This window comes from Acetobacter indonesiensis (assembly GCF_000963945.1).
In the GTDB taxonomy this organism is placed as follows: Bacteria; Pseudomonadota; Alphaproteobacteria; order Acetobacterales; family Acetobacteraceae; genus Acetobacter; species Acetobacter indonesiensis.
In genome coordinates this window covers 255808-279208 of record NZ_BAMW01000045.1, presented here as the reverse complement: position 1 = coordinate 279208, position 23401 = coordinate 255808, and the positions used below count along the sequence as shown (strand labels likewise).

Sequence of the window (23401 nt, the reverse complement as noted above, 5' to 3'; positions counted from 1 at the left end):
CCTTAACCGGTAAAAATAAAAAGAAGAAGTATACAGCCAATGCAATTTGTTTTCCAAACCGTCCCATGCGTACATATGGAATGGGGTGCTTCTAAACATATCGCAAAAATATGTTCTGATAAATTTAATGAAAAAAATATACTTATTGTTACAGATGCAGGAATTAGAAAGGCCGGAATACTCCAGTATGCTATCCAATCCTTAGAAGATAACAAATTCAATGTGCATATTTTTGATAGGGTGAGTGCAGATCCATCCGAAACGGTCCTTCTAGAATGCGTAGATTTTGCCAAAAAAGCAGAAATTGACTGTGTTCTTGGTGTGGGGGGTGGATCATCACTGGATGTTGCCAAACTCGTTGCCGTTCTCCTTAAAGGCGATCAAGAACTTTCAGGGATCTATGGCATTGGCAATGTGAAAGGTGACCGTACACCTCTTGTTCTTGTGCCCACAACAGCGGGAACAGGCTCTGAAGTTACCAATATCTCAATTATCACAACAGGCGCGACAACAAAAATGGGCGTTGTTGCTCATCAACTCTATGCAGATATTGTGCTTCTTGATGCTCAATTAACGATAGGCCTTCCTAAAATCCATACTGCCGCTACCGGCATTGATGCTATGGTTCATGCAATAGAGGCTTATACCAGTAGACATAAGAAAAACCCCCTTTCTGATGCTCTTGCCCGTGAAGCACTGCGTCTTCTGTGTGGAAGTCTGATAAAAGCTTGTCGTGATGGCGAGGATCAATCCGCCCGAGAAAATATGTTGCTAGGAGCGACGTTGGCAGGACAAGCTTTTGCCAATTCTCCGGTGGCGGCAGTACATGCATTAGCTTATCCTCTAGGTGGTCATTATCATGTACCCCATGGCATCTCTAATGCTCTTATGCTTGAGCCTGTTCTGCGATTTAATTTCGACCACGCCTACCGTTTATATGCCGAGTTAGGTGAGGCTGTAGGGCTTGAGAAAAAACGGGACATTAGGGAACAGGCAACTGATTTTATAGAATTTATTGTCAGTCTTCTTGAGCGAAGTGGTACTCCCCGATGCTTGCGTGACGTGCACGTAGCTGAAGATATGCTCCCTGTTTTGGCTAAAGACGCCATGAAGCAAACGCGTCTTTTACAGAACAATCCAGTAGACGTTTCTGAAAATGATGCTCTAAAATTATATGAACAGGTTTTCTAGGAAAAATCGTTACGGTTGCTTGGCTGTGTATCGTTAGGGATATATTATGTCATTCAATGTAGGCATCGTCCTGACAATAAATGAACTTAAACCAAGGGTAATTTCTTTGCTTACGGTTTATAACCCGGCCTACAAGGCTTCCAGACTGTTGATAATTACTTGAAAGGAATTTTTTGTGCCTCTTCTGCATTTTCATATTATCAAAGGTAGCCGAAGTGCAACTGAAATACGCAGCCTTCTTGATTCAGCACATCAAGCAATGCTTCAAGCATTTAAAGTGCCGGAGCGGGATAGGTATCAGTTAGTTTCGGAACATGATCAGACTCATATGATTATAGAAGATACAGGCCTAAATATCCCTAGAACGGATAAAGTCGTGTTATTGCAAGTTGTCTCTCGTCCGCGATCAAAAGAGCAGATTGCTGACTTCTATAAGATTCTGGCAGAAAATCTTGAACAAGATTGTGGTCTTGCTGCTTCAGATCTGATGGTCTCTATCGTGCAGAATTCTGACGAACACTGGAGCTTTGGACTAGGGCGCGCGCAATTTCTGACAGGAGATCTTTAATATAAAAACGAGTGAAGTGGCTGTGTATCTGCACGGCCGCTTTTCTTAACGTTACCCGATAAGATAAAAATCTTTCTTTTTTGTTTATATCTACGAAAATATAGACAGAAAATCGTTTTTACTGGATAGAAAATAAAAATATTTCACCAAAGTAAGATTGATATAGTTTTCAACGTCTTCAACGTCATTACGATTTAGTATATGCTTGCGTAACGAAAATTTTCAACGCCCCAAGGCTGAGTTTTTATGGATTTTGAGCTTAAAATCAACGGTGTCACACATAGTGTAGATGTCCAACCAGATATGCCGCTACTCTGGATTTTGAGAGATATACTCGGTCTTACAGGCACAAAATATGGCTGTGGTGTTGCGCAATGTGGGGCATGCACTGTGCATATGGACGGAAACCCGGTGCGATCATGCCTTCTAACCGTTACAGATGCCGCAGGCCACGATATTACAACCATAGAAGCTATCGAGCACACTGAAATCGGCTCAAAAGTGCAGCAAGCGTGGCTGGATGAAGAAGTGATTCAATGTGGTTATTGTCAGTCTGGTCAGATCATGGCTGCGACAGCCTTGTTACAAAAAATAGCCCATCCGACTGACGAAGAAATAGATAACGCAATGGCCGGAAATATCTGCCGCTGTGGCACCTATGTGCGTATCCGTAAAGCTATTCACCGGGCCTCCAGCCATGATAACTAAAAAACCAAAAACACGCGCAGGATCAGGTCTGCTGGCTCGTCGTCGCACTGTATTGGCGGCGGCCGTCACTGGCGGAAGTGGGTATCTTTTATCGCTTTTCGTGCCGGGATTACCCCTGATAAAAGCAACAAACGCGCAGGACATTGCAACCGGCACAATTTTTAAGCCCAACGCGTTCATACGGATTACGACGCAAAACAGCATAACGCTGATAATGCGTCATGCAGAGATGGGACAGGGTATTTATACCGGCATTTCAATGCTGTTGGCGGAAGAGCTTGAAGTCGGGCTTGACCAGATATCTATTGAGGCGGCCCCCGTAGACCCGGCTTATATTGATGCTGTGGCGGGAGAGGAAGAAACAGGTGGATCCTCTTCCACTCGTGATAGTTGGATCCCTTTGCGAGAGGCTGGTGCCTCAGCGCGTATGATGCTGATTGCTGCCGCTGCACAAAAATGGGGTGTCCCAGTATCTGAGTGTGCCGCAAAACGTGGTCAGGTTTTTCATGAGGCAACTGGTCGCGTGTTAACTTATGGTGCTTTGGTTGAAGACGCTGGTCGGCAGAGCGTGCCAACCAAAGTGACGCTTAAATCAGCCGAAAACTTTACAGTCATTGGCACCAATCCACGCCGCTTGGATACGAAAGCCAAGACGAATGGAAGTGCTCAATTCGGGATAGATGTTCAGATCCCGGGAATGAAAATTGGGCGCATTATGGCGTGCCCTGTAAAAGGTGGCCGCCTGACAGGGTATGATCGGGCGGCTGGTATGGCTGTTTCAGGTGTGGTTGAGATTTTAACGCTGCATGACGCCATTGCCGTTATTGGGGACCATATGTGGGCTGCAATTAAAGGTTTGGAAGCCTCTGCTCCACAATGGGATTTCGGCCCCAATGCCAAGACATCTACTGTCGATATTATTGCAAGAATGAAGCGCGCATCAGAAAAGCCTGGTGTGACAGCAGTTTCAACGGGCAATACTGAACAAAGCTTAAAAAACAGTCATATTCGTATTGATTCTACGTATGAATTGCCTTTTCTTGCTCATGCAGCATTGGAACCAATAAACACCACCCTTCATATCCGGCCCGATGGTGCGGATGTATGGGTTGGCACTCAGGTTCCCGGTCGTGCGCGGCAAGAAGTAGCTGATGCAACCGGGTTAAAGCCTGAAAGCATTGCGGTGCATAATCATCTGATTGGTGGGGGGTTTGGACGAAGACTTGACTCCAATTCAATTGGACAGGCTGCCAGGTTTGCAAAGCAAGTGGCTTATCCCGTCAAACTAATTTGGACGCGTGAAGAAGACATTACCCAAGATCAGTTTAGACCTTATTACTACGATAAAATTTCTGCGGGCCTAGATAAAGAAGGTCTTATCAGCGCATGGCACCATCGTACAACAGGGTCTGCTGTTACTGCACGGTGGTATCCTGAGGGAATGCAAAAGGGTCTTGACCCTGATGCCGTAGAGGGGGCTGCTGTTACTCCTTATGCCATACCAAACCAGTTGGTTGAGTTTGTCAGGGACGAGCCAGACGCGGTTACAACCCTATGGTGGCGTGGGGTCGGCCCGACGCACAATGTTTTTGTTGTGGAAAGTATGATTGATGATCTCGCGCATCAATCAGGGCAAGACCCACTGGCGTTCCGAAAAAAGCTAGCTAAGCAGCAACCGCGTGCCCTTAAAGTTTTAGACGAAGTTGCAAAGCAGGCAGAATGGAGCAGGAAGCGTCCCGAGGGGCACGGCTTGGGCGTCGCTTTGCATTATTCATTTCAGACATGGGCAGCAACTGTTCTTGAGGCTGCAGTTAGCAAAAATGGGGAAATTACTCTTGTTCGCGTTGATAGTGCTATTGATTGCGGACCAATTGTTTTTCCAGATGGGGTCGTGGCGCAGGTGCAGGGCGGCCTGATTTTTGGTCTGACAATGGCGTTATACAACGAAATCACACTGAAAAATGGACAAGTCGAGCAAACAAATTTTCATAATTATCGCATGATGCGGCTGCCGGAGGCTCCTGATATCCGTGTGCATCTCGTGCCAGATCCTGAAGCCGAAATTGGCGGGATTGGGGAAGTCGGAACTGTTGCCGCAGCCCCGGCTTTGGCAAATGCTCTTTTTGCAGCAAAGGGAAAACGGCTAAAGCGTATTCCCTTTGCAAAACAGTTTGGGACGGAGAAGGTTTGATGTGGCCCCATTACCTTAAGTCGTTCGCTGTTTTCTGCATTTTTTCTGCGCTCTGTTCTTCTTATGCCGATGCACAAGATGGCACTCTCCCTGCATCCACAGAGGAAACAATCAAACGGGGCGAATATCTGTTCCGGGCTGCGGATTGTGCTGGCTGTCACACAGCGCCCAACAGCAGTGAGTTAACAGGGGGGCGGCCTTTTACTTTACCTTTTGGTACCATTTTCGCCAGCAATATTACGCCAGATAAACAGACGGGCATTGGACAATATACGGATACCGAATGGTTGAAAATGCTTCGTGAAGGCGTAGGGAAGGGCGGCAAGCATCTCTATCCCGTCATGCCTTACACTGCTTATACTTTGTTAAATGACAAAGATGCTCTTGCCATCAAATCTTATCTTTTCACGCTTACCCCACGTAAGATTGAAGCGCCTGAAAACAAGCTCTCCTTTCCTTTCAACCAACGCTGGAGCCTCGTTTTCTGGAATTGGTTAAATAATGAAAACAAACGGTTTGTACCTGCGGCGGATAAATCTGCCGAGTGGAACCGTGGAGCCTATCTGACGGAAGCACTTGGTCATTGCAGCCAATGCCATACACCGCGTACCATTACATACGGATTGAGCAAAAAAGCGTATGCTGGCACAGTGCAAATGGGCTGGTATGCTTACAATCTGACATCCGATCGGCAACATGGATTGGCAGGATGGAGTGACGCTCAACTGAAATCCTATCTCTCGACCGGATATGCCAAGAGAAAAGGGCCAGCTTCAGGGCCAATGGCGGAGGCTGTCGAACATGGTCTCCGGTTCATGACACCAGAGGATATAGGGGCAATAATTACCTATTTACGGAGTATACCGCCGCAAGCAAGCGGCCCGATTGCGCAAGTGATGCCTGCGCCGCCCTCTCAGGTTGACACTGAGGAACACGCAAGAGGACAAAAATTGTTTGCCCAAGCATGTTCTGGTTGCCATTTAATGGATGGGCAGGGAAGGCAGTCTGACTGGGCGACATTGGCGGGGGCTCATAGTGTATCAGACCCCGAAGCTCACAATCTAATACAGGTTCTACTTTCTGGCTCGTCCCTGATGACGGAGCATGGAAAAGTGTCCATGCCAAGTTTTACAAGGGCGTATACTCCAGACGAACTTGCGGCTGTGTCTAACTATGTCATTGCTCATTTTGGTGGCAAGCTGACGGACGTGTCTTCCGCGGAGTTTAAAAAGTAGGGGGCGTTGCGGCACTGACAATATGGCAAGGTTCTTTTCCAATATTTCGGAACCGGTGCGGTAAGTTGCTATCAAAGTAGTAGGCGTCTCCTGCACCAAGAATGGTTCGTTGATCTGCAACTGTAACTTCGATTTCACCACTAATTATAATGCCACCCTCTTCTCCGGTATGGTGAAGCATGGCTTTCCCGGTATCTGTTCTGGGCTCGTAAACCTCATTAAGTATTTGGAGGGCGCGCCCGTTCAGATTGGTGCCAATCTGGCGATAAGAAATTCCTTTTCCGCCAATCTCCCTCAATTCTTCAGCACGGTAAAAAAGCTTCCGCTCCTCAATATGTTCAAATGCAAAAAATTCAGACAAATTCATGGGGAGCGCATTTACTATCTGACGTAAAAGCCCGACTGACGGGTTGATTGCGTTTGATTCAATAAGAGAAATTGTGCCATTCGCTACGCCACATCGCCGCGCAAGCTCTCGTTGTGACAGACCGCGCTGTGTGCGCAAGGCATATAATGTGCCACCCAGATCCATATAAAATTACCTCTCATTGCTCCTTTATATTATTTAATCGTAATGAAATGCTACTGCCAAGAGCAAATAATAAATTTCTGACACACAGCGTTTCTCTCCGCTCCGGTGCTGTTTTAAGTGTTTTCTATCGTAAACACTCTATCGAATGCCCCGACCATTCCTGCCGGAAGAAAAAAACTCACAAAACTGTTGCGATGTCGGATTATCCTTCATATCATGATGAAAATGAAACGTTTCTGGCGGGGTGTGTAGGGTTTCATCAGCAACCATACTGTTTTGTATCTGTGTAACAACAAAGGTTGTCACTGGCTTACAATAACGGCCACTACCTACCTGATTGATCCGCACCCTTCTTTCATAACGTCACCCTTTAGTACATGCGATAACGTCTCAACCCTGCCGCCAGGCTTTCAAAAGTGGAAGAAACATAAGTGAGCAGAATAACAAAACCCGCAGACTTGGCCGCTGCGTGCCGCAAACTGCCTCTTCGCTGTGTATTGTCATTTTCAGCTTTGACAGTGCCCGCCATGTTTGTTCCCGACGGCGTGCAGGCAGCAACGAACAGTGCTGCAACATCGTCCAATACTTTGCCACATCATGGTGTGCATCCTACACGTAGTCTGCATGTGGCTCCCGGCCCAAGGCATGCGGGAACGCGGGCACCGTCTCGCTCTCCAGCAAGGACGGCTCCGGTTGCCCGCCACCGTGAACATGGCCCTGTTCAGGGTGGCAGCGAGGCTTTGGAGGTCAGTTCGCATCGAAGTGTGTCGCGTGGTGCTGATAATGTGGTTTCAAAAGCCGTTATGGAACAGTTCACCCCGGGCACATCTGTTCTGAAAGCTGTCGATCGGTTGCCAGGTGTCAGTTTCAGTTCAACTGACCCGATGGGGCTGGATATCTGGGGGGCCAGCATTTATGTGCGCGGCTTCTTTATGGATCAGCTTGGTGCCACGCTTGATGGCATCCCCTTGAATGATATGACCTATCAGAGCACAAACGGCTATAACGTCGTTCAGGCCGCCATTTCAGATGATATTGAGCGTACCATTGTTTCGGAAGGCCCTGGTGGCGTGGCTGTGCCTTCAACATCCACGCTGGGTGGCACTATGCAGTTTGAAACCGGGGACCCAAAGGACAAGTTGGGTGGCAAGGTTTCACAGGGGTTTGGCAGCTATAGCTCTTACCGGACCTACGCACGTCTAGACAGTGGCAAGCTGAATAACACCGGCACCAAGTTTATGACAGCTTATTCCCGGTCAGACGAGGGACTTTGGGCTGGCGGAGGATCGCAGTTTCAGCAGCAGGTCGATGCAAAACTTGTTCAACCCATTGGTAATGAAAGCGTCATGAAGGCGTTCTTCAACTGGAGCGACCTGCAGGAATGGGGATACTGGGATACGTCCCTCGCCATGCTGGATGGTCTGGGATGGCGCACTCCACATCTCTATCCCAATTATGGGTTGGCTTATAATTACGCTGCAGGCAATATTTCTCTACCAACGACAGATGCAATTGACGCCAATGGTGACTCTCCCTACCTGTATGACGGCGGCCAACACGAAGTTGATTATACAGGCGGCCTGAATTTTGATCTGGCGCTGACAGATAATCTACGGTGGCGTTCAACGCTCTACGGTACCAGCCAGACAGGGTATTACACTTACTCGGATGCATCTGTGCCTTCTGAGGGAACGGGTGCTCCACTTTCAGAAGAAGTCTGGCAGAACCGGCAGGAGCGTTATGGTTTTACCACCAGTTTTCTTTACAAGATTGCCAATCACAACATTGATACCGGCGTCTGGTATGAAAATAACAATCAGGACGCGGGGTTGTTTTGGTACAATGAACCGCTGCTAGGGCAGGGGGCTCCGCTTAAAACTGTTGGTCCGTATAATGTGTATGGTGCGGCTTTCAGGCAGGGGTATGGCTTTAGCTGGCGCACAAACAACTTCACATACCATTTGCAGGATACTTGGCGGCCAATAACCAATTTGCGTATTACGGCAGGGTTTAAATCCATGCTGGCAACAACGTCAGGTGGTGCAAACTACAATAATCCGGATTACACTGGGGTAGATGCTCTGCCCAACGGTGGTATGACGGCGGCCAGCGCATTTTTGCCGCATGTGGGGGCAAGTTATCGTTTTCTTCAGCATCATGAGTTTTATTTCGATCTCGCTGAAAATATGCGCACCTATCAGGTTACCGCAAACGGTGTTGGCCAGTCCCCATGGTCCGTGCAGGATCAGGATACGTTCCGTAAGCTACAGAAAAACCTCTCTCCAGAAAAAGACTGGGTTTACGCTGTTGGCTATCGCTACACGGACAAGCTGATTCAGGCGAGCCTTGCCGGCTATCATGCTGATGCGAGAAATCGTCTTCAGACTGCAACAGAAGGCACAATCCTGGCACCTGTGAATACAGTTGTACCAACAACTGTACACACCAACGGTGTGGATGCGGCGGTAACGCTGACACCAATCAAGGGATTAGCTATCTATAATAGCGTTAGCTACAACCATTCAACTTACGGTGGAAATATAACAACATCTGACGGTATTTATTATACAAAAGGGAAGAAGATCGTAAATTTCCCTCAATTTATGTATAAAGCCAATCTTTCCTATCGCTGGAAAGGATTGGAAACGCATTTTGATGTGCATTATTACTCTAAGCGTTACTTCAGTTATGTGAACGACACATCCGTGCCCGGTTACTGGCTGGCAAGCACCGGTGCACGGTATAATTTCGGCAAAGTCGGGTTTGCTAAAAATCTTTCTGTCGATTTCAATGTCTACAACCTCTTTAATTCAAAATATATTTCCATGATGGGCCAGAACGGGAACCCTATGTCAGGAGATTATCAGTCGCTCGAACGTGGTGCTGTCCGTGAGTTCTTTGGAACGGTTAGCGCGGAGTTTTAAATCTATGGCTGATAGCAAGCGTCCAGAAACTTTAGAAACAGCGTCGATTACGCGCCGTGATTTTGTTGGTGGAGTGTTGCTATCAGCTATAGCGATGGCCTCTACCGAAGCCCATGTGGCTTCGGCAGCGCCTTCCGTAACAAATCCAAGCGTGCTGCCCCCAATGCTTACTGGTATGCGTGGAAGCCATCCCGGTGCTTTTGAAGCCGCACACGCTTTAAGAGATCACGTCCTACACACAAAAAACATACAGGACACTGGCGAAGTTTATGACTTGGTTGTCGTCGGTGGCGGTTTAAGCGGACTAGCGGCTGCACATTTTTTCCGCAAATATGCGGGGGTAGATAAGACCGTTCTTATCATAGAAAATCATGATGATTTTGGCGGCCATGCCAAGAGAAACCAGTTTTCAGTTGATGGTCATGAACTGGTTCTAAATGGCGGCACCTTGGAGATTGAATCGCCTCAACGGTATAACCAATGGGCCTCAATCATTTTATCTGACATAGGTATCGATCTTAACACCTATGAAAAAGAAAATACAAAAACAGAAAAAGCTTACGAAAACCTCGGCCTTAAATCCGGACTGTTCTTTAATAAAGAAACATGGGGTCATGATTACCTAATGCCCAAACGGGGATCAGGTCAGGAGCAGTCTTGGCGGTTTCTGTCTGCCTCAGCCCTTCAAAAAGCGCCGCTTTCAGAAAAAGCCAAAAATGATCTCGTAAGACTTATTGGCCACGCCCAACCCGATTATATGCCAGCCCTGAATGTTGCCGAGAAAAAGAGAAAATTAGCCAGTATTTCCTATACCGACTATCTTAAGAAAATTGCACAAATTGACGCCTCTGCGGTGGCTATCTTCCAGAAATCTGGTTCAGGCGTATTTTGTGTTGGGGCAGATGCTCTACCTGCTCTTTTTGCGTGGATCATGGGTTATCCGGGGTTTTCTGGCTTAGGCTTGGGTGAAATACCAGAGGGTCTCTTGTCAGACCTTCAGGGCGGGCAGCATGGTCGGCAAAAAGATTCAGAAAAAACCGTTCATTTCCCAGATGGAAATGCAACGCTCGCCCGTCTTCTTGTGTCTCATTTAATTCCCGATGCCACCAACGCCCGTTCACAAGATGATATGGGGCTGGCAGATTTCAATTACACAAAGCTGGACCAGAAAGAACAACCTGTTCGCATTCGCCTCAGCACTCTTGCCCTGAACGTCAGCCATGATGGGCCAGTCGATCAAGCCGAAACAGTCTCTGTGATATGCGCTCCGGCCGGGGACGCTTCTCCCAAACAGTTGAGCAAAGTTAAAGGTCGCCAAGTGGTTTTGGCCTGCTGGAATATGATTATTCCATACATGGTCCCCAGCTTACCAAAAGACCAGAAGGATGCGCTCGGTTACGCTGTGAAGGGGCCAATCGCCTATGTGAATGTTGCTATAAAAAACTGGCAGGCTTTCAAGCAACTCGGAGTGTCAGAGATTTTATGTCCGGGAATGTTTTTTGAGGAAGTTCAACTGGCAGAACCGGTATCATTGGGAAAATTGAAAGCGCCGACAGACCCTAGCGCTCCGATTGTTGTGCGGCTGATAAAAACCTTCGGGGTGCCGGGGCTTTCAAAACGGGATCAGCATCGCGCGGGTAGAGCCATTTTGTTAGGCCTTACTTTTGAACAGTTTGAACAAGAAGTGCGGCAGCAGTTGCAGCGTATCCTTGGTAGTGGCGGTTTTAATGCAGATACCGATATTGCCGCGATTACGGTTAACCGTTGGCCGCATGGATATGCCTACACTTACAATAGCCTTTACGACCCTCTTGATTGGGTTTTTACTGAAACATCGGAACGTCCATGCGTAAAGGCGCGTAAACCTTTTGGGCGGATTGCAATCGCCAATTCTGATTCTGGTGCCAGTCCACATACGGATGCGGCTTTTGAGCAAGCCCATCGAGCGGTCACGGAGTTGTTGGCACGACAGACCTTCCCGTTTGTGTCCGCAACACCAGGGGCTAGTACCCTGTGACAGGGCATCGTAATCAATCTACGATACTGCCCCCCTCTGGTATCGAAGCTATTGATCCGAAAAACCCGCAACTTGCACAAAGTTTGCGTCCTCGACACATTACCATGATTTCTCTTGGAGGGGTCATTGGCGCGGGGCTGTTTATTGGGTCGTCCGGCGCAATTCTGACCGCTGGCCCCAGCGTTCTGCTTTCATACGTTCTGTCCGGCCTTATCGTCTTTCTGGTGAATATGATGCTTCGTGATATTGCGTTGCATGCGCCTGGCCGAGGATCTTTTATCAGCCAGATCAGATATGCTCTGGGGCCTTTACCCGGCTTTGTGGCTGGATGGGTTTACTGGGTAGTATGGGTTACCACTTTGGGTGTTGAAGTCATTGCCTCTGCTTCCCTTTTGGTACCTTACGTTCCTCTTCCATATAGCGTTATTGAGATTATTATCCTGAGCATTATGACAGGTATCAATCTGCTATCCGTCAGAAATTATGGTGAATTTGAATACTGGTTTGCCATGATTAAGGTTGCAGCAATCTGTCTATTCGTCGGTGTTGGGTGCTATTTGTTGGGCACACATCCCATTCCTGTTCATGATAATATTTTCGGGCATGGCGGATTTTTGCCTTTGGGAGGCATTGCTTTTCTGGCAGCCATTCCCACCGTTCTCTTTTCCATGACCGGCAGCGAGATTGCGACTATTGCTGCACTGGAATCAGAAAATCCTGATCAGAATATTGCAAAAATAACTCGTACAGTTGCACTTCGACTACTGGTTTTTTACCTGACGTCTATCCTTCTCGTGCTGTGTCTTTTTCCATGGTCAGAGAATGTGCGGGGCTTTTCGCCCTTCCTTATGGTTCTTGATCAATTTCATATTCCCTATGCCAGTATGGGTATGAGCATTGTTATTTTATCAGCCACGCTCTCTACCCTCAATTCAGGGCTGTATGCGACGTCGCGTGTTGTTTATGAAATGGCGCAACGAGGCGATGCTCCCTCTATACTGTGCGCCATGGCACCCAATGCTCATTTACCCCGTCGTGCTGTACTGGCCAGTGCCGGGGTTGCTCTTTTGGTATCAGCAACGGCTATCTTTTCGCCGGGTATTGTTTTTGCTTTTCTGGTTGCGACCACCGGCGCATTCATCATGTTTTACAATATGATGATTGTCTGCGCCCGCCTGAAACTCTATCAGACAGCCGCATGGAAAGGGTGGTTGGCATTGCTGCTTCTTGCTGGTGCGTTGCTGGCAATGGTGATCAAACCTGAAACACGGAACGAGCTGGCAACAGGTGTTGTTGCGCTGATTTTGATTACTTTGGGCGGATTGATAAAACTTCGTATCAATGGCGTTGCATCCGGCTTCAAAGAATGAAACACTTTTTTCAACACAGTGGCCGGTCCGCTTGTTTATCTGCCCTATTAGGCAAGGAGTTTGACTTTATGCGTTATTCCACAGCTTTTCGCTCCGGCAAGGCGGCTCTTATGCTGGGTGTGCTGGCCCTCGGGGCGTCCTCTGTGGCCTCAGTTAAAGCGTGGGCAGATGAACCTGTAGTGCAGGAGGAAGAAAGCGATATTATCAAGCTTTCTCCTGTAACGCCGCATCGTATTCTGGTGCAGGATACAGCAGGCACACATGCCAAAGATGGTCGAATTTACGTTGTCGATGCTGATCAAGGCAAACTGCTGGGAATGGTACAGGCAGCCTATAATGCCAACGTGGTTCAAGACCCCAAAGGGCGGGCCTTCTACGTTGCCGAAACAGTTTGGTCTCGTGGTAATCGGGGAGATCGACTTGATCTTCTTCCCGCCTATGATCCGCAGACGTTAACAATTACGAATGATGAGGTTTTGCCCGGTCGAGCCTTGGTTACACCCAAGAAAAATGATCTCGCTATTAATCAGGATGGCAGCAGGGTCTATATTTTTTCCATGGTGCCAACCAATGCTGTGCATGTCATTGACACAGCGACACACAAAGTCAGCCAGACTGTCGATCTGCCTGGGTGTGCGCTTGCTTACCCTTGGGGGAATGACGGTTTCACGTCAATCTGTGCGGATGGTGGTCTGGCCAACGTCAGTCTGAAATCCGGCAAGGCAGATGTCACCCATACCAAGCCTTTTTTTGACCCTGAAAAAGACGCCGTTTTTGAACATAGCCCCACACGTCGTTCCGATGGAAAGACATGGTTTATCTCCTATAGTGGCCTTGTTTATCCGACAGCGCTTTCTGCCGACAGTAAAATTGAACCTGCATGGTCCATACAGGAAGCCGCAGGCATGAAAAAAGCGCCCGCAGCGGAAGCCCCCTTTGCCAAAACATGGCGTCCTGGCGGGTGGCAATTATCCGCGCTTCATTATGCGAGCGGCCATTTGTTTGTACTCATGCATGAAGGTACATTCTGGACGCATAAAAAGCCCGGCACTGAAATTTGGGAACTTGATACAGCTAGTCATAAACTAATCCGCCGTATCAAGCTGCCTGTTCCAGCAAGCATGGTTGGGGTTACACAAGATGACAAGCCACTGCTTTTCACCAATGATAATGCTGGCGATTTGTTCATTTGGGACATGAAAACCGGCAAGCAGATTCATAAGATGCCGCACTTGGGTGATGATCTTTATTTTACCGTTGCCTTGGGTGAATGAGGATGCAAAGCCTTCCGTTACAAATGGGTGGGGCAATAGGCAGTGGTGCTTTTGGCGCATTGTTTTTATTCACTGGCCTAGGAAAAGCGGCTGATGTACCCAAATTTGCATCAGATATTGCAGCGTATCGGCTTTTACCGCTTGGTGCGGCATTCCCGGCTGCTTATTCCATCATTATAGTTGAATGTGTGTTAGGCATTTGGCTGTTTTCTGGTGCCGCAGCAGCCTTTGCTGGGTGTGTGTCGGCGACCTTACTCCTGCTTTTCGCTGTAGCAATGGGGATCAATGTTGGGCGGGGCCGTTCTAATCTGGCTTGCGGATGTATTCCCGGCGTTGAAAGCCATCTGTCGTGGGCGTCAGTAGGCCGTAACATTTTTCTGGCGTTTCTGGTTTTCATGGTTGGATTGTGCGGACAGCCCACATCACTCATATTGTGCGCTGAAGGCTTGTTGGTTGGTGTTACCCTTCTTCTGCTTTCTGTCGCGACAATCTCCCTTACTGGTAACGAGGTTCGGGGCTGATGCTTACAGTTCTGACTGTCTCAACCCTTTTTCTAACAGTTTGTATTCTGGCATTAGGTCTGGCTGTTTTTGTGTTGGCACGCCAAATAGGTGTACTGCACGAACGGTTGGCTCCTATAGGGTTACAACCTGTCCTGGCTGGCTTACAGGTTGGGCAAGCTATTCCCCAGCTTACAGCCCGAACTGTGCAGGATACCCCCTTCCGCATTGGTGGGACGAACCCTGGTGGCAGACCTATGCTGCTAATGTTTGTGTCTGCAGATTGTCCAGTATGCAAACGCGCATTGCCGTTTGCTCAATCTGTTACACAGGCAAACAACATTGATCTTGTTCTCGTTGGTGAGGGAGAGGTTGCTGCTCTTGTGGCTATGGCTAACCGGACTGCACTGAATGGCGTGCCGCTTTTAATCAGTAATGAGTTGCTGTTGCTGATGCAAATTGGCCGTCTTCCGACCATAGTAGTGCTAAGCCAAGACGGTGTAATTACTGCACGGGATGTCGCCAGTAACCGCCGCGAAATTGAAACTCTTGTTGCTACGCTGCCGCAGGCACGCTTACCCCAAATAAAGGAGTCACTCCATGCTGCTGTCTGATGTGTCTGCGCGTGCAAACACGAGTGGTGAAAAAGAATCGCAGTCACGCAATCTACTTGATCGTGCAGTCGAACGTCTGACAAGGCATGTCGCCAGTCGCAGTTCTCGGCGTAGCCTGCTGGGGCGTGCAGGCGCTTGGGCAACATTCGGCGCATTGGTGCCGACGTTACCTGTCATGCGGGCATCTGCCGCGACACCTTCAAAACCAGCACCGAAATTCAAAGCACCGACGCCTTTCGCTGCTGAGGCGCAAACGAAAGACCCTACAGCCTGCAACTACTGGCGTTATTGCGCCATTGATGGCTATCTCTGCGCGTCTTGCGGCGGGGGTGTTCATAGCTGCCCGCCGGGTACAAGTCCCTCCCCAACGTCTTGGATTGGGACGTGTTTTAACCCCGGTGATGGCCAATCCTACCTTGTTGCGTATCGAGATTGTTGTGGGCAGGATGCGTGTAGCCAGCCCATGTGCCTTGGCACAGAAGGTGATCAACCAAGTTATCGACCGCAGGCGAATAACGATATCATCTGGTGTTTTGGCACAGGTGCGCTAATCTATAATTGTTCTACATCTGTAATTGTTGGAAATGCATCATGATTAAACGTAGCCTTCTTCTTCTTGCTGGCGTAGCGGCTGTAGCCCAGGTTCTGGCGGGCTCTGCCAATGCAGCATCAGATGGTGCTGCGGTCTATAACGCCAACTGCTCTGTCTGCCATCAGGCCGGTGGGGCAGGGATGCCAGGCCAGTTTCCAGTGCTGAAAGGCCGGATTGATAAAATTGCAGCGACCCCGGAAGGGAAAAAATATCTGGCAGATGTTGTCCTCAATGGACTGCACGGCCCCATTCAGGCTGGCGGTGTCAGCTATGCCGGTTTCATGCCGTCACTGAAAGCCCTGTCTGATGATGACATTGCTGCCGTTCTGACTTACGTGGCTTCCCTGAGCGACAGCAAGCCGACACCGACCATCACAGCGGATGACATTAAAGCGGCACGTTCAACTCCGAAAAAAGGTTCAGAAATACAGGCTGAACGGAATGCTTTGAATGCTGCACATCCTATTCCGTAAGACTATTTTCTCCCAACTATCACCCCTAGCGTGCTTGTTAAAAAAACGGGCACTAACAGGTCTTACAGCTTTGGTGTGCGGGGTTTTCCCCTGCACATCAGATGCGGCTCTCCTTGACCACGCAACAACCAACTACCTTACTCACTGCGGCGGGTGCCATGGTATTGAGGGGATATCGACACGAACCTTCGTTCCGTTACTCCGCGATCATGTAGGTACGTTTACGTGCTCGACAGAGGGCAGGGCTTATATTGGGCGTGTTCCCGGGGTTTCCATGTCCTTGATCCGTGATGATCAGGAGCTAGCGGATGTCATGAATTTTGTTCTTTTCCGTATGGGCGGAAAGAGCACACCTGCTGGCACGAAACCGTTTACAGCAGCAGAGATACATACCCTACGGGCTCAGCCTATAACCACGACTAATCTGCTGGCGTTACGGGCCGAAGTTCTATCGCGCGCCGCAGCGCAATGCCCCCGTTAAGAGGGTGAAAGAGCATGAGGATGGGCGTCAAGGTAGGACTGAATAGAGCTATGCCCGGTTTCCATGACGCTCAACAAGCTTTCCAGGTGTTCTCGGTTATTAACAAGCCCGCGCGCTTCAACCGTCCCGTCAGCGGCAAGCAATACGGCAAAAGGAACCCGATCAACCCCCAGGATTTTACCAATACTGGTGGTATTGATCATGCTGGACGCTTCAATTCCCAAAGTATGCAAAGCGGCTTGTTGAGCGGCCGGGGTATCATCGCCGACAAAAAACAGGTCGAGGTTTTCCCGTTTACAGAAATCCTGCGTGATCGAGGCCATTTTCTGCGACACGAGGCACGTTCCAGAGACAAACAGAAGAAGCAGCTTTCGTCCGTTTCCTCTGGTCCCGCCAATACTGATTTCGTTTCCAGCAAGCGTGACCAGATTATGGGTGTCCAGCATGCTGGTGGTCGGCTGAACTGGCGACAACGCCCCCAAAGGCGCAATTTTGCGATACAATGCTCTAACCCGTTGAAGCAACAACAGTACCACAGCGACAGTCAAAAGCACCGTGCCCCAAAGCGCAGCCTGCGCCAGAATCAAAGCTGTCATTCTTCTTCAGTCCTTGTTGTTCGCATCACTATCGCAACAAATTATCGTATGGTCGATCCCAATATTTTTTTATGAGGAAAAGACTTACCATGTCACATGCTTTGCAGTTTTATTATGATGGAAAATGGATTGCGCCAGTTAGCACGGCAACATTGGATGTCATCAACCCGGCTACTGAAACGGTCTGCGCCACTATTGCGCTTGGAAACGCTGAAGATGTGAACAGAGCTGTAGCATCGGCACGGAAAGCATTTCCTGCGTGGTCCATTACCTCACGCGAAGAACGCCTGTCCATGTTGGAACGTATTCTGACAGTCTATAAAAAACGCTCAGAAGATATGGCTCAGGCAATTTCTTTGGAAATGGGCTCACCGATTGCCCGTGCACGGGACAGTCAGACTTGGGCAGGCATGGCTCATCTGGAAGAAATGATCTCTACGTTGAAGCGTTACGTGTTTGATGAGCCACGGGGAGATATGCTCATCACGCGGGAGCCAGTAGGGATTGCGGGGCTGATAACGCCGTGGAACTGGCCGATGAACCAGATCATGTGCAAAGTGGCACCTGCATTGGCCGCTGGATGTACTCTTGTTATGAAACCAAGCGAAGTTGCACCGCTTAGCGCTTTAGTTTTTAGCGAAATTATTGACGAAGCAGGGTTACCCGCCGGTGTCTATAATATGGTAAATGGTGACGGACCTGGGGTTGGTGAAGCAATAGCCCGTCACCCTGATATTGATATGGTGTCAATTACAGGGTCAACACGAGCCGGTGCAGCGGTTGCTAAATTAGCGGCTGATACGATCAAACGAGTGCATCAGGAACTTGGAGGAAAGTCACCAAACATTATTCTTCCTGATGCTGATTTTGAAGATGCCGTAAAGCGGGGTGTTAAAGGCTGCTTCAGTAATTCCGGACAGTCTTGTGATGCGCCCACTCGTATGCTTGTACCGCGTGAAAAAATGGAACAGGCCATGGCCATTGCGAAGGAAATGGCTGAAACGTTTAAACTTGGTTCCCCCACGGATGAAAACACGCAACTTGGCCCAGTCGTCAGCAACATTCAGTTTGAACGCATTCAGGCCCTTATAAGTAAAGGGATTGAAGAGGGCGCAACACTCGTGACTGGTGGCTTAGGGAAACCTGAGGGGCTTGAGACCGGATATTATGTAAAGCCGACAGTATTTGGCAATGTCGAACCGCAAATGACTATTTCGCGTGAAGAAATATTTGGGCCGGTCCTGTCAATTTTAGCATATGATGACGAAAACCATGCCATCGCGATTGCCAACGATACGCCTTACGGTTTGGCTGCCTATGTTCAATCTGGTGATTTGACGCATGCCCGCTCTGTTGCGCGCCGTCTGCGGGCCGGGAATGTAAATATCAATGGAGCCGCGTGGACTGTGGCAGCACCATTTGGTGGATACGGCCAATCTGGAAACGGTCGGGAATGCAGTGACTTTGGGCTAACTGACTTTCTGGAAATCAAAGCAATTATCGGTTTTGGTGCCGCAGAATGAGAAGGATTGGTAGCCTGTATGCTGCTGATAATGGTCCGGGCACTGCCTACCCTTCATTAAGGGGAGAAAAGCATGCAGATGTTGTTATTATTGGTGGCGGCATAACGGGTCTTTCAATGGCTCTTCATCTTGCAGAGAGTGGTCGATCTACGGTGGTTTTAGAAGCCCAACAGCCAGGTTGGGGAGCATCAGGACGCAATGGCGGGCAGGTTAATCCCGGGTTAAAACCATTACCCTCTGATGTTGAAAAGGATTTTGGGCCTATTCTAGGCCCAAAACTGGTTGAAGCAGCATGGAATGCACCCGCCGTTGTTTTTGATCTTATCCAGAAACATAACATTCAGTGTGATGCGCAAAATGGTGGGACAATCCGTGCGGCTACGGCTCCAGCTCAATTACCCGCTCTACGTAAACTTACCGAAGAATGTCTAGCTCGCGGTTGGCCGGTTGAGTGGTTGGAGCCTGATGAAATGCAGGCCCGCACGGGGAATTCAACCTATTCCGCCGGGATGTTAGACAGGCGAGGGGGACAACTTGATCCTTTGTCTTATACACGGGGTCTTGCACAGGCTGCGGTACAGGCTGGCGCTTTGCTTTACGGTGAGACACGCGTGCTTTCCTTCAAACGAGAGAACAATAAATGGCATGTGCAGACGCATGATGGCGTAGTTGTTGCAGAACAGGTTGTTTTTGCAACAAATGGCTATACCGACCACAGTTGGGATAAATTGCGTAGATCTGTTGTGCCCGTCTTCAGCGGTATTGTGGCCAGCACCCCGTTGCCGGATGGTCTGGCCGAACAGATATTGAACCAACATGAAGTGCTTTATGAGCTTGGTCAGATCACCACATATTATCGTGTTGACACGCAAAGACGCCTTCTGATGGGAGGAAGATCTTACTCCCACGCTCTAAATGGTGCCTCGGCTTTTCCTTATTTAATGCAAAGAGCCCTTCATTTATGGCCCGCCTTGAAAACTGTAGGGTGGAGCCATGGTTGGAATGGCCAATTAGCAGTGACCCTTGACCACTATCCACACTGGCATGAACCAGAGCCCGGACTGATCGCATGCGTGGGGTACAATGGGCGTGGCGTTGCTATGGCAACTGTGATGGGAAAGAATATAGCTCATTCTATAATGGGGCAGGAGGCTCCCTTATTTCCGACCACGTCAGTGAAGCCTATTGCAGGACATTTTGCATGGAAAATGGGGGTTGCGGGCCGGATTGCATGGGGACGAGTAGCGGATAAGATAGGATGGGATTCTTGATAATGCCTCAAATAAACAGCCTATATAATTAAGGATGAAGTCTATTTGAAATTTCTCCATTCATGATTTCCATTCTTATTTCATAAAAATTTCATTTTCTAAGAATTGTGCTCTGTTATGCTTATTCTACTGTAAAAAATAATCCCTACAAACAGCACCAGAGCGCCATGATAAAGCATTTTTCAAGACGATCTTTTCTTCGCAACTCTGGTGTGGCGGGGCTGGTTACGGCAACAACCTTTAGCCAAAGACCCGCATTTGCATTAGCGCCTCAACGACCACCACTGAAACCGCATGAGCCATTTAATTTTCTGTTTATAACGGATACTCATATTGAACCTGAGTTAAATGCTGCCGTTGGATGTCACGATTGCTTCGTCCAAGCGAGCAAGGAAAAGGCTGATTTTGCTCTGCATGGGGGAGATCACGTCTATGATTCCATGAAAGTATCACGGGCACGCTCTCTTGCTTTACGGGATCTTTATACAGAAACAGCACAAACACTGCATCTTCCGGTTTATAATACCATCGGTAATCATGACTGTATGGGAATTTATAACGAGAGCGATGTTCTCGCTTCTGACCCGCTTTATGGAAAAAAATTCTATCAGGACAGATTTGGGCCAACGTATTATTCTTTTGACCATAAAGGGGTTCACTTTATTGTTTTGGATTCAATCGGAATTACTGACGATCACTCCTACGAAGGGCGTATAAACGAAGCTCAATTGAACTGGTTGCGTCAGGATCTGGAGCATATGCCAGTAGGCACCCCCGTTATCGTGTCTGTCCACATCCCGTTAGTAACGGCCATGGAAGACTACGATGCGCCGCCCAAGCAAGCGCCCAAACATATGGGTATTCGGGTAATCAATGCTTGGGAAGTTGTCGATCTTTTTGACCAATATAATGTTCTGGCCGTCTTTCAGGGGCACACCCACGTTCTAGAAACAGTCCAGTGGCATGGTGTGCCCTATATTACCGGCGGAGCCGTTTCCGGTAACTGGTGGCATGGAACCCGTCTGGGCACACCCGAGGGGTATATGGTTGTGCAGGTAGAAAATGGCCGTGTTACGCCATCTTACCGCACATATGGCTTTCAGACCATTTCGCCACATAACACCTGATATTTGTCAGTGAAATAAATAAGGTCAGAATTCCTGATAAAGTTTGACCTTATTTACCCGCCTAAGCGTGAGCGAGTAACTTTTCCATCTCATGAATGACAGTCTGTACTGCATACGGCTTACGCACAACAGGAACAGACTGAAATTCAGGCGGTATCATTGTACGGTCAGCGTATCCTGTGGCGAACAGAAACGGGATATTTTTCTCTTTAAGCTTACTGGCAATTTCGACAGAGGTTTCATCGCCCAAGTTGAAGTCAAGTAACGCAATATCTGGTTTCTGCTTGTTTATGGCCTGAAGTCCTTCATAAACAGATGACACTGTGCGGATGGTATCCACACCGTTTTCAGTCAATGCTTGCTCAATATCCATCGCAATAAGAAGTTGGTCTTCAACAATCAGCACAGAAGAACTGGTTAGCTTGCTGTCTGTTGTTAAACCGCTCGTTTCTGTTTCTACATTCCGCATGCTGATTGCCTCCTTCACAACGAGTTCTGCATGATGCCTTGGAAGACTAAGACGAATGAAAAGGCCTTCGGTTCGAAATTCACATTTCGCACGACCATTTAATTCATGCGGAATAGCGCGATCGATCAAGACAGATCCGAAACCCTTTCGGGTTGATGCAGCAACAGGAGGGCCCCCGAGTTCCTGCCATGTCAGCACCCATTCGTTTGCATCTTCATCAAGTTTCCACTCGACATAAATACGCCCCTCACGACGGGATAATGACCCATATTTTACCGCATTTGTCGCAAGCTCATGAATAACCAAAGCTATGACAGAAAGAGCACGGCCCGTAAGCCAGAGGTCGGGGCCAACAAGCGACACTGTACCAGATTCAAGCCTGTAAGGTTCAAGTTCAGCTTCAACTAACGGTCTAAGAAGGCCGCCGCCATCAGCCCGCACAACCTGATCATGAGCACGCGCCAACGCATTGATACGCGCCTTCAGAACCGTAAAATGCTCCTGCATTGTGCGATCCTTGGGGACGGGACGCGCCATAAGCGACTGCACGACAGCCAGAATGTTTTTTACCCGATGGCTGAGTTCTTCATTCAGCATCCGTTGCCGAATATCCGCTTCTGATCGTTCCTTAAGCTGTTGCTGGTGGTAAGCGCCCATGACCTCAATCAACGCAGAACGCAGCAGGCCTGCGGCCTCCATGTCATCCGTTGTCCAGGGATAGGAGTGTTCCTGAACCTGCTCTTTCCAAATGGCAAAACTTGTTCTGGGGGTCAGGCGTGGACCATGCAGGCCGCTACTATACGTTTTTTTGGGATCACCACCCCAGTTCAATGTTTGGATAATTTCTTTTCTGAATAGAAACAGATAATCACCCGGCTGTGGGGAAATCGGGATAATCATAACCCCGGCAACATCTGGCAATAGGGTTTTCCCCCAATCAAACGTCTCGCACAGATGAGGGGTGTGCCAGATATGGCTTCCAGCCAATTTTTGGGCGGACTCTATCAAATGTTCCGCATGCTCAGCAGATGGAGCAACACCAAACTGTGTCCATTCAGAATCAACCCAGATCGCCAGACCATCACAAGGAACCAATGGTTCCAAATCGGCTATTCTGGCACGCAGATAAGAGGGCATGTCCGTCATGGAGACGGAATCTCTTAAAAAATTTTCAATGAGCGCATGCGTACGTTGGGTTACAAGCAAACGGTTCGTACGCAGCAGTACGACAATACGCAGCGCCACGAACTCGCCAAACATCTTCACAACAGCGCGTTCAGCCAAAGAAAGCGTTTTTGGGGAGTAATTATGACAGGCGATCATGCCCCATAATTCACCATCGACAATCAAGGAGACCGACATGGACGCTCCAACGCCCATATTTGTCAGATACTCACAATGAATGGGGGAAACGCTCCGTAATTGGGAAAAAGACATGTCGAGAGGGGGAGAGCCCGGTAACTCATCTAAAGGTACAGGCGTATAACCGACGTCTCCAATCGTTCGAATAAGAGCTCGACGATACAATTCACGTGCTTGCGCAGGAATGTCCGCACTTGGGAAATGCTGCCCCAGAAAACTTTCCAGCACGGGAGAGCGGGCTTCAGCCACGACCTTACCTGACCAGTCAGGGTCAAATCGATACACCATCACCCGATCATAATGAAGCATGCCGCGCAAAAGGCGTGCCACAGAGTCAAACAGCTTTTGCATATCTGACTGATTACGGATACGATCAAGCATAA

Annotated in this window: 20 protein-coding genes; 17 read left to right on the top strand and 3 right to left on the bottom strand. The window is 48.7% G+C overall.

Features of this window, described 5'->3' with window-relative positions:
• Positions 1 to 39 precede the first annotated feature (39 nt).
• The 5 genes from Abin_RS11525 to Abin_RS11505 all read left to right on the top strand — a co-directional run bounded on the left by Abin_RS11525 (position 40) and on the right by Abin_RS11505 (position 5893).
• Positions 40 to 1191, top strand: coding sequence for an iron-containing alcohol dehydrogenase (locus tag Abin_RS11525; RefSeq protein ID WP_048846991.1), 1152 nt, complete (start codon positions 40 to 42; stop codon positions 1189 to 1191).
• Positions 1192 to 1366: 175 nt separating this feature from the next.
• Positions 1367 to 1759 (top strand): tautomerase family protein, encoded by a 393-nt coding sequence (locus Abin_RS11520; RefSeq protein ID WP_048846989.1) that lies wholly within the window; start codon positions 1367 to 1369, stop codon positions 1757 to 1759.
• 246 nt (positions 1760 to 2005) lie between these two features.
• Entirely contained in the window at positions 2006 to 2467 is a 462-nt protein-coding gene (locus tag Abin_RS11515) for a (2Fe-2S)-binding protein (protein WP_048846987.1), read from the top strand.
• On the top strand, positions 2457 to 4658 hold the full coding sequence (locus Abin_RS11510) for a xanthine dehydrogenase family protein molybdopterin-binding subunit (RefSeq protein WP_084593603.1): 2202 nt from the start codon (positions 2457 to 2459) through the stop codon (positions 4656 to 4658). Before Abin_RS11515 ends, Abin_RS11510 begins: the two co-directional genes overlap by 11 nt.
• Entirely contained in the window at positions 4658 to 5893 is a 1236-nt protein-coding gene (locus Abin_RS11505) for a c-type cytochrome (protein WP_048846985.1), read from the top strand. The genes Abin_RS11510 and Abin_RS11505 overlap by 1 nt, the downstream gene beginning before the upstream one ends.
• Here the strand turns inward: Abin_RS11505 and Abin_RS11500 are convergent.
• Entirely contained in the window at positions 5883 to 6425 is a 543-nt protein-coding gene (locus Abin_RS11500; RefSeq protein WP_048846983.1) for a cupin domain-containing protein, read from the bottom strand. The genes Abin_RS11505 and Abin_RS11500 overlap by 11 nt on opposite strands.
• Positions 6426 to 6952: 527 nt before the next feature.
• Here Abin_RS11500 and Abin_RS11495 point away from each other — a divergent pair.
• The 9 genes from Abin_RS11495 (at position 6953) to Abin_RS15895 (ending at position 16670) form a co-directional block, all read left to right on the top strand.
• Entirely contained in the window at positions 6953 to 9349 is a 2397-nt protein-coding gene (locus tag Abin_RS11495) for a TonB-dependent receptor (protein WP_255319277.1), read from the top strand.
• 4 nt (positions 9350 to 9353) lie between these two features.
• Positions 9354 to 11366: a flavin monoamine oxidase family protein gene (locus tag Abin_RS11490; protein WP_048846981.1), complete on the top strand. Its 2013-nt coding sequence runs from the start codon at positions 9354 to 9356 to the stop codon at positions 11364 to 11366.
• Complete coding sequence (locus tag Abin_RS11485; protein WP_255319276.1) at positions 11363 to 12736, top strand: amino acid permease; 1374 nt, start codon at positions 11363 to 11365, stop codon at positions 12734 to 12736. The genes Abin_RS11490 and Abin_RS11485 overlap by 4 nt, the downstream gene beginning before the upstream one ends.
• Before the next feature lie 68 nt (positions 12737 to 12804).
• Positions 12805 to 14010, top strand: coding sequence for an amine dehydrogenase large subunit (locus Abin_RS11480; RefSeq protein ID WP_052948216.1), 1206 nt, complete (start codon positions 12805 to 12807; stop codon positions 14008 to 14010).
• A gap of 2 nt (positions 14011 to 14012) precedes the next feature.
• Positions 14013 to 14531: a MauE/DoxX family redox-associated membrane protein gene (locus tag Abin_RS11475; protein WP_048846977.1), complete on the top strand. Its 519-nt coding sequence runs from the start codon at positions 14013 to 14015 to the stop codon at positions 14529 to 14531.
• Positions 14531 to 15124 (top strand): redoxin family protein, encoded by a 594-nt coding sequence (locus Abin_RS11470; RefSeq protein WP_048846976.1) that lies wholly within the window; start codon positions 14531 to 14533, stop codon positions 15122 to 15124. The genes Abin_RS11475 and Abin_RS11470 overlap by 1 nt, the downstream gene beginning before the upstream one ends.
• Positions 15111 to 15719 carry a methylamine dehydrogenase (amicyanin) small subunit gene (gene mauA, locus Abin_RS11465; RefSeq protein ID WP_048846975.1) on the top strand — a complete coding sequence of 203 codons (609 nt, stop codon included), beginning with the start codon at positions 15111 to 15113 and terminating at the stop codon, positions 15717 to 15719. The genes Abin_RS11470 and mauA overlap by 14 nt, the downstream gene beginning before the upstream one ends.
• Positions 15716 to 16189 (top strand): c-type cytochrome, encoded by a 474-nt coding sequence (locus tag Abin_RS11460; RefSeq protein WP_048846974.1) that lies wholly within the window; start codon positions 15716 to 15718, stop codon positions 16187 to 16189. The genes mauA and Abin_RS11460 overlap by 4 nt, the downstream gene beginning before the upstream one ends.
• Positions 16190 to 16502: 313 nt before the next feature.
• Positions 16503 to 16670: a hypothetical protein gene (locus tag Abin_RS15895; protein WP_255319275.1), complete on the top strand. Its 168-nt coding sequence runs from the start codon at positions 16503 to 16505 to the stop codon at positions 16668 to 16670.
• Here the strand turns inward: Abin_RS15895 and Abin_RS11450 are convergent.
• Complete coding sequence (locus Abin_RS11450) at positions 16667 to 17266, bottom strand: thioredoxin domain-containing protein (RefSeq protein WP_048846972.1); 600 nt, start codon at positions 17264 to 17266, stop codon at positions 16667 to 16669. The genes Abin_RS15895 and Abin_RS11450 overlap by 4 nt on opposite strands.
• Before the next feature lie 89 nt (positions 17267 to 17355).
• Between Abin_RS11450 and Abin_RS11445 the strand changes: the two genes are divergently transcribed.
• The 3 genes from Abin_RS11445 (at position 17356) to Abin_RS11435 (ending at position 21187) form a co-directional block, all read left to right on the top strand.
• Positions 17356 to 18789, top strand: coding sequence for an aldehyde dehydrogenase family protein (locus Abin_RS11445; protein ID WP_084593602.1), 1434 nt, complete (start codon positions 17356 to 17358; stop codon positions 18787 to 18789).
• A complete protein-coding gene (locus Abin_RS11440; RefSeq protein ID WP_048846971.1) occupies positions 18786 to 20060 on the top strand; it encodes an NAD(P)/FAD-dependent oxidoreductase in 1275 nt (424 codons plus the stop codon). Before Abin_RS11445 ends, Abin_RS11440 begins: the two co-directional genes overlap by 4 nt.
• 167 nt (positions 20061 to 20227) lie before the next feature.
• Positions 20228 to 21187 carry a metallophosphoesterase family protein gene (locus tag Abin_RS11435; RefSeq protein WP_048846970.1) on the top strand — a complete coding sequence of 320 codons (960 nt, stop codon included), beginning with the start codon at positions 20228 to 20230 and terminating at the stop codon, positions 21185 to 21187.
• A gap of 61 nt (positions 21188 to 21248) precedes the next feature.
• On the opposite strand, the gene Abin_RS11430 is transcribed toward Abin_RS11435, so the two are convergent.
• Positions 21249 to 23399, bottom strand: a complete 2151-nt coding sequence (locus tag Abin_RS11430) for an HWE histidine kinase domain-containing protein (RefSeq protein ID WP_048846968.1) — start codon at positions 23397 to 23399, stop codon at positions 21249 to 21251.
• Positions 23400 to 23401 lie beyond the last annotated feature (2 nt).

Coding starts and splice junctions, on each gene's coding strand:
- Abin_RS11435 (WP_048846970.1), top strand. CDS start 20,228: ATGATAAAGCATTTTTCAAGACGATCTTTTCTTCGCAACTCTGGTGTG.
- Abin_RS11525 (WP_048846991.1), top strand. CDS start 40: ATGCAATTTGTTTTCCAAACCGTCCCATGCGTACATATGGAATGGGGT.
- Abin_RS11460 (WP_048846974.1), top strand. CDS start 15,716: ATGATTAAACGTAGCCTTCTTCTTCTTGCTGGCGTAGCGGCTGTAGCC.
- Abin_RS11505 (WP_048846985.1), top strand. CDS start 4,658: ATGTGGCCCCATTACCTTAAGTCGTTCGCTGTTTTCTGCATTTTTTCT.
- Abin_RS11500 (WP_048846983.1), bottom strand. CDS start 6,425: ATGGATCTGGGTGGCACATTATATGCCTTGCGCACACAGCGCGGTCTG.
- Abin_RS11495 (WP_255319277.1), top strand. CDS start 6,953: ATGTTTGTTCCCGACGGCGTGCAGGCAGCAACGAACAGTGCTGCAACA.
- Abin_RS15895 (WP_255319275.1), top strand. CDS start 16,503: ATGAATTTTGTTCTTTTCCGTATGGGCGGAAAGAGCACACCTGCTGGC.
- Abin_RS11490 (WP_048846981.1), top strand. CDS start 9,354: ATGGCTGATAGCAAGCGTCCAGAAACTTTAGAAACAGCGTCGATTACG.
- Abin_RS11470 (WP_048846976.1), top strand. CDS start 14,531: ATGCTTACAGTTCTGACTGTCTCAACCCTTTTTCTAACAGTTTGTATT.
- Abin_RS11515 (WP_048846987.1), top strand. CDS start 2,006: ATGGATTTTGAGCTTAAAATCAACGGTGTCACACATAGTGTAGATGTC.
- Abin_RS11430 (WP_048846968.1), bottom strand. CDS start 23,399: ATGCTTGATCGTATCCGTAATCAGTCAGATATGCAAAAGCTGTTTGAC.
- Abin_RS11480 (WP_052948216.1), top strand. CDS start 12,805: ATGCGTTATTCCACAGCTTTTCGCTCCGGCAAGGCGGCTCTTATGCTG.
- Abin_RS11475 (WP_048846977.1), top strand. CDS start 14,013: ATGCAAAGCCTTCCGTTACAAATGGGTGGGGCAATAGGCAGTGGTGCT.
- Abin_RS11440 (WP_048846971.1), top strand. CDS start 18,786: ATGAGAAGGATTGGTAGCCTGTATGCTGCTGATAATGGTCCGGGCACT.
- mauA (WP_048846975.1), top strand. CDS start 15,111: ATGCTGCTGTCTGATGTGTCTGCGCGTGCAAACACGAGTGGTGAAAAA.
- Abin_RS11445 (WP_084593602.1), top strand. CDS start 17,356: ATGTCACATGCTTTGCAGTTTTATTATGATGGAAAATGGATTGCGCCA.
- Abin_RS11450 (WP_048846972.1), bottom strand. CDS start 17,266: ATGACAGCTTTGATTCTGGCGCAGGCTGCGCTTTGGGGCACGGTGCTT.
- Abin_RS11510 (WP_084593603.1), top strand. CDS start 2,457: ATGATAACTAAAAAACCAAAAACACGCGCAGGATCAGGTCTGCTGGCT.